This is a genomic window from Mycobacterium sp. (assembly GCF_049683935.1).
Taxonomy (GTDB): domain Bacteria; phylum Actinomycetota; class Actinomycetes; order Mycobacteriales; family Mycobacteriaceae; genus Mycobacterium.
Map to the genome: position 1 here is coordinate 1 of NZ_JBAUJR010000281.1, position 3,963 is coordinate 3,963.

Annotated in this window: 6 protein-coding genes; 2 read left to right on the forward strand and 4 right to left on the reverse strand. The window is 67.2% G+C overall.

Features of this window, described 5'->3' with window-relative positions; genetic code table 11:
* From WA965_RS16340 to WA965_RS16350, 3 genes are all read right to left on the reverse strand, one after another.
* The coding region (locus WA965_RS16340; RefSeq protein WP_526447805.1) for a dihydrolipoyl dehydrogenase family protein at positions 1–1,180 on the reverse strand (1,180 nt) is incomplete at its 3' end.
* Positions 1,181–1,185: 5 nt separating this feature from the next.
* Entirely contained in the window at positions 1,186–1,464 is a 279-nt protein-coding gene (locus WA965_RS16345; protein ID WP_526303212.1) for a zf-HC2 domain-containing protein, read from the reverse strand.
* On the reverse strand, positions 1,461–2,024 hold the full coding sequence (locus WA965_RS16350; RefSeq protein WP_526447807.1) for an RNA polymerase sigma factor: 564 nt from the start codon (positions 2,022–2,024) through the stop codon (positions 1,461–1,463). The genes WA965_RS16345 and WA965_RS16350 overlap by 4 nt, the downstream gene beginning before the upstream one ends.
* A 78-nt stretch (positions 2,025–2,102) precedes the next feature.
* Between WA965_RS16350 and WA965_RS16355 the strand changes: the two genes are divergently transcribed.
* Positions 2,103–2,762: a class I SAM-dependent methyltransferase gene (locus WA965_RS16355; RefSeq protein WP_526447809.1), complete on the forward strand. Its 660-nt coding sequence runs from the start codon at positions 2,103–2,105 to the stop codon at positions 2,760–2,762.
* Here the strand turns inward: WA965_RS16355 and WA965_RS16360 are convergent.
* Positions 2,759–3,385, reverse strand: coding sequence for a TetR/AcrR family transcriptional regulator (locus tag WA965_RS16360; RefSeq protein WP_526447811.1), 627 nt, complete (start codon positions 3,383–3,385; stop codon positions 2,759–2,761). The two genes, WA965_RS16355 and WA965_RS16360, sit on opposite strands and share 4 nt — an antisense overlap.
* A gap of 30 nt (positions 3,386–3,415) precedes the next feature.
* Between WA965_RS16360 and WA965_RS16365 the strand changes: the two genes are divergently transcribed.
* The coding region (locus tag WA965_RS16365; protein ID WP_526447813.1) for a carboxymuconolactone decarboxylase family protein at positions 3,416–3,963 on the forward strand (548 nt) is incomplete at its 3' end.

The following is a 3,963-nucleotide window of genomic DNA, read 5'->3' on the forward strand; positions in this document are numbered from 1 at the left end:
CGATGCGGTGCTTGCGATCGAGGATGAGTTGGGTGAGTCCGCCGGTGTCAGCCTCGGCGACGGCGCGATCGAGGTGGCTGTGCGACAGGGTCTGCACGCGCAATCCTGTTATGCGCCGGGCGGTTCGCGGGTCGATTCCGACGACGGCGATCTCGGGGTCGGTGAACGTGACGCGGGGTTCTCCGGTGGTGTCGACGGTGCGGCGCAGGCCCAGGATCGCGTTGGTGGCGGCGATGCTGCCGTGCATTCCGGCCGTGTGGGTGAATTGGGGGTGGCCGGTGAGATCGCCGGCGGCCCAGATCCGGGGGTTCGACGTGCGCAGATGGGCATCGACGTGGACGTAGCCACGCTCATCGAGCGTCACTCCCGCCGTCTCGAGGCCGAGTGCATCGGTCCGGGGTGTGCGACCGACGGCGACGAGCGCACGGTCGAATTCGACGCGGCGACCGTCGGTGAGGGTGACGGTGTGCTCGCAGATCGACTCCGCGGTGGCAGCGGTCAGAACCTCGACTCCGTCGGAGCACATCGACGCGGTCAGCGCGGCGGCCGCGGCCGGGTCCTCGCGGGGGACGAGGGTCTCGGCTGACTCGACGAGCGTGACCGCAGACCCCAACCGCGCAAAGGCCTGGGCGAGTTCGCAGCCGACACTGCCGCCGCCGAGCACCAGGAGCCGACGCGGAAGTTCGGTGAGGTCCCAGACCGTTTCGCTGGTCAGGTAGTCGACGGTATCCAGACCCGGTATGCCTGGCACGGTCGGGCGGGCACCGGTGGCGAGCACCGCCTGAGCGAACGCGATGAGGTGCTCCCCGATCGCGACGGTGCCGTCGTCGGTGAATCGGGCCGATCCGTTGACGACCGTCACGCCGGCTTCGCTGAGGGCCTTCGGGGAGTCGACCGGGGCAATGGCGGCGATGGCCTCCCGCACGTGCTGCATCACCTGTTTGAAGTCGACGGTCACGTCCGTTGCGGTGACCCCGAACGCGGATCCACGCCGAATTGCTGTGGCCGCGGATACCGCGGCGATCAACGCCTTCGACGGCACGCACCCGGTCCACAGGCAGTCCCCGCCGGTGCGATCGCGTTCGACCAAGACGACTCTTGCACCGAAGCCGGCGGCCGTCTTCGCCGCGACGATGCCCGCGGTTCCGCCACCGACCACCAACAAGTCGGGGTGGGCCACGCGGGTCACTGCAGCTCACCGCGGACGAGGCGGTCCACGACGTCGTGCATGTGGGACACGCTTTGCCGATCGGGCATCCGTCGCAGTGCCCAGCGTGACAGCGCCGAATCGATCTGACGGAACTCGGCGACGGCGGTGCTGCACTTGTCGCAGTGGGCCAGATGCGCTTCCAGTCGTCGGATTTCGCTCGGGTCCAGGAGCGCGGCGGGATCGGAGTCCAGGTAGCGCTGGATTCGGCGCGCCGACCAGTGGCACGTCACCATCATTCGGATAGCTCTGATCATCGTTGCTCCCCCGCGCTCGCTGCTTCGAAATTCGGCCGCAGATGACGGCGGACACGTTCGCGTGCGCGGCTGAGTCTCGACATCACCGTTCCTACGGGCACACCAAGGGCCTCGGCGGCCTCGGCGTAGGTCAGTTGGTCGACGTCGACCAGAAGCCGTACGGTCCGGAACTTGGTGTCCAGACTCTGCACGGCACGTTCAAGATCATCGGGCAGGAAGGCGGCCATCACCTGCTCCTCGGTGCTCATAGGGGTGATTCCGAAGGCTGGCTTCGCGTCGGTGTACGACGCGACATCATCCACGCTGTCTGGGCGCATCCGTCGACCCATGTTGATGTTCGTATGGCGCAAGATGGTCAACAGCCACGCCCTGGGATAGCGGCCGTCGAATCCGTCCATAGCGCGCCACGCTCGCATGAGGGTCTCCTGCACCAGGTCATCCACGTCTGAGGACCCCACGAGGGTGCGCGCGACTCTGAGCAGCACTTCGATCTCGGGTTCGACGTAGCGTCGGAATGCGTCCGCTTGCATGTCGTGCTCGCCGATCTCCGGTGGGTCCACTGTGGGGGAACCCGGCGGGGGGCTGACAGTGTTCCCGTATCGGACAACTTGCCAGAGATTCTGACGAACGGACTCCCGATGCCAAGAACAGGCCGCTATCGCTCTTCTGCGAAGTTCTATGACCTGATCTCCGCGGAGTGGCCGGTGTACCGGGCGGGACGCGTGGCCGCGATCGACCTCATGGCGCTGGGACCGGGCCACCGCGTCCTCGACATCGGCTGCGGTACCGGGCTGAACTTCCCGCTCGTACAGAACCGAATCGGACCGAGCGGATCGATCACTGCCGTCGACGCCAGTGCGCAGATGCTCGAACAGGCGAAACGCCGCGCGTTCTCCGCTGGCTGGACGAATGTCCGACTCGTCGAAGCCGACGCCACCGCACTGGACGCAAACGTGCCGGAGATGGCAAGCGGCTTCGACGCCGTCATCAGCACCTATGCACTGTCTCTCATGGCGGATTGGCCGCGGGCACTGTCGACGATGGTGGCGGTCACGCGCCCGGGTGGCCGGGTGGCAGTGGTGGACATGCAGCGGCCGGTCGGGCGCGCCCGCCTGTGGAGTCCGCTCGCGCAGTTGGCGTGCCTACTCGGTGGCTCGGACATCGATGCACACCCGTGGGTTCCGATGGAGTCGGCCCTTGTCGACGTGCGACGACGGTCGGTACGGGGTGCTCACATTCAGATCAGGGTCGGGTCGGTCCCGACGTGCACGACTGATGCGTGCTCGAACGGGTGTTAGCCGCGCACCGCTGCTGACCATCGGCGAAGCTCGCGACTGATCGCGTGCAGGCCCGCGCGGGCCGCGGCGGCGTCGCCCGCACGGGAGGCCGCGAATGCGCCGAACAACGCTGCCTGGATCAGCCGGGCGCGGTCCTGCGATGATCCCGGTTCGATGTCACCGTCGGCCTCCGCCAACTCGAGAGCGCCGTTGAGCGCTCGCTCGATCCTGCGGCGGTAGGCCGCTACGCGCTGCTGCACCTCGGGAATACCGTCACCGACCTCCACCATGGTGTTGACCATGAAGCAGCCGCGCGGGGAGTTGGGGTCATCGAGCACGGCGCGCACCCGGCGGACGAACCGTTCGATGTCGGGTAGACCGCGGCGAGGCGATTCGAGGTCAGCGATGATGCCGCTCATTCCGTCTTCGTAGCGCGCGAGGGCGGCGTCGAGCACGCCCTGCTTGCTACCGAACGTGGCGTACAGGCTCGACAGGCTCAGCCCGGCGTCGGCAGCGAGTTCCTCCACGCTCGTCGACCGGAAGCCGCGGCGCCACAAGGCCTGCTCCAGCGCCGCGGTAGCGGCATCGAGGTCGAATGCGCGCGGACGACCGCGCCGTCGTGGGGTGACAGAGTCCGTTGACATTTCGGAGTGAATACTACACAATACGGCTTTATGGAGCAGTCACTCCTGAAATCGAGTAGAAAGCGATCCGCGATGGTCCACTCCGAACGCGCCCTCACGCTGCCGTCCCGCGACATCGACGACGCCGACCCGGCGATCGCCGCAGTACTGTCCAAGGCCCAGGCCAAGCAGGGGTTCCTGCCGAACATGTACCGCAACATGGCGAATGCGCCGGGACTGCTGGAGACCTACATGGCCGGATACGAGGCGTTTCGCAGCGACTCCGGGCTGAGCCCCGCTGAGCAGGAGACCGTGCTGCTGGCGATCAGCCGCACGAACGGCTGCGAATACTGCGTCGCCGCCCACAGCATGCTCGCGGATATGTCCAAAGTGCCGACGGAGATCACCGACGCGCTGCGCGACGGCCGCACCCTGCCGGATGCCCGCCTCGACGCACTGGCGACGTTCGCCACCGCGATGGTCGAATCCCGTGGGCTACCCACGGGCGCCGATCTCGACGCCTTCCTCGCCGCGGGGTTCACCGAGACCGACGTCCTGCAGGTGCTGCTGGCGATCTCGGTCAAGACGATCAGCAACTA

Coding starts and splice junctions, on each gene's coding strand:
- WA965_RS16345 (WP_526303212.1), bottom strand. CDS start 1,464: ATGATCAGAGCTATCCGAATGATGGTGACGTGCCACTGGTCGGCGCGC.
- WA965_RS16355 (WP_526447809.1), top strand. CDS start 2,103: ATGCCAAGAACAGGCCGCTATCGCTCTTCTGCGAAGTTCTATGACCTG.
- WA965_RS16360 (WP_526447811.1), bottom strand. CDS start 3,385: ATGTCAACGGACTCTGTCACCCCACGACGGCGCGGTCGTCCGCGCGCA.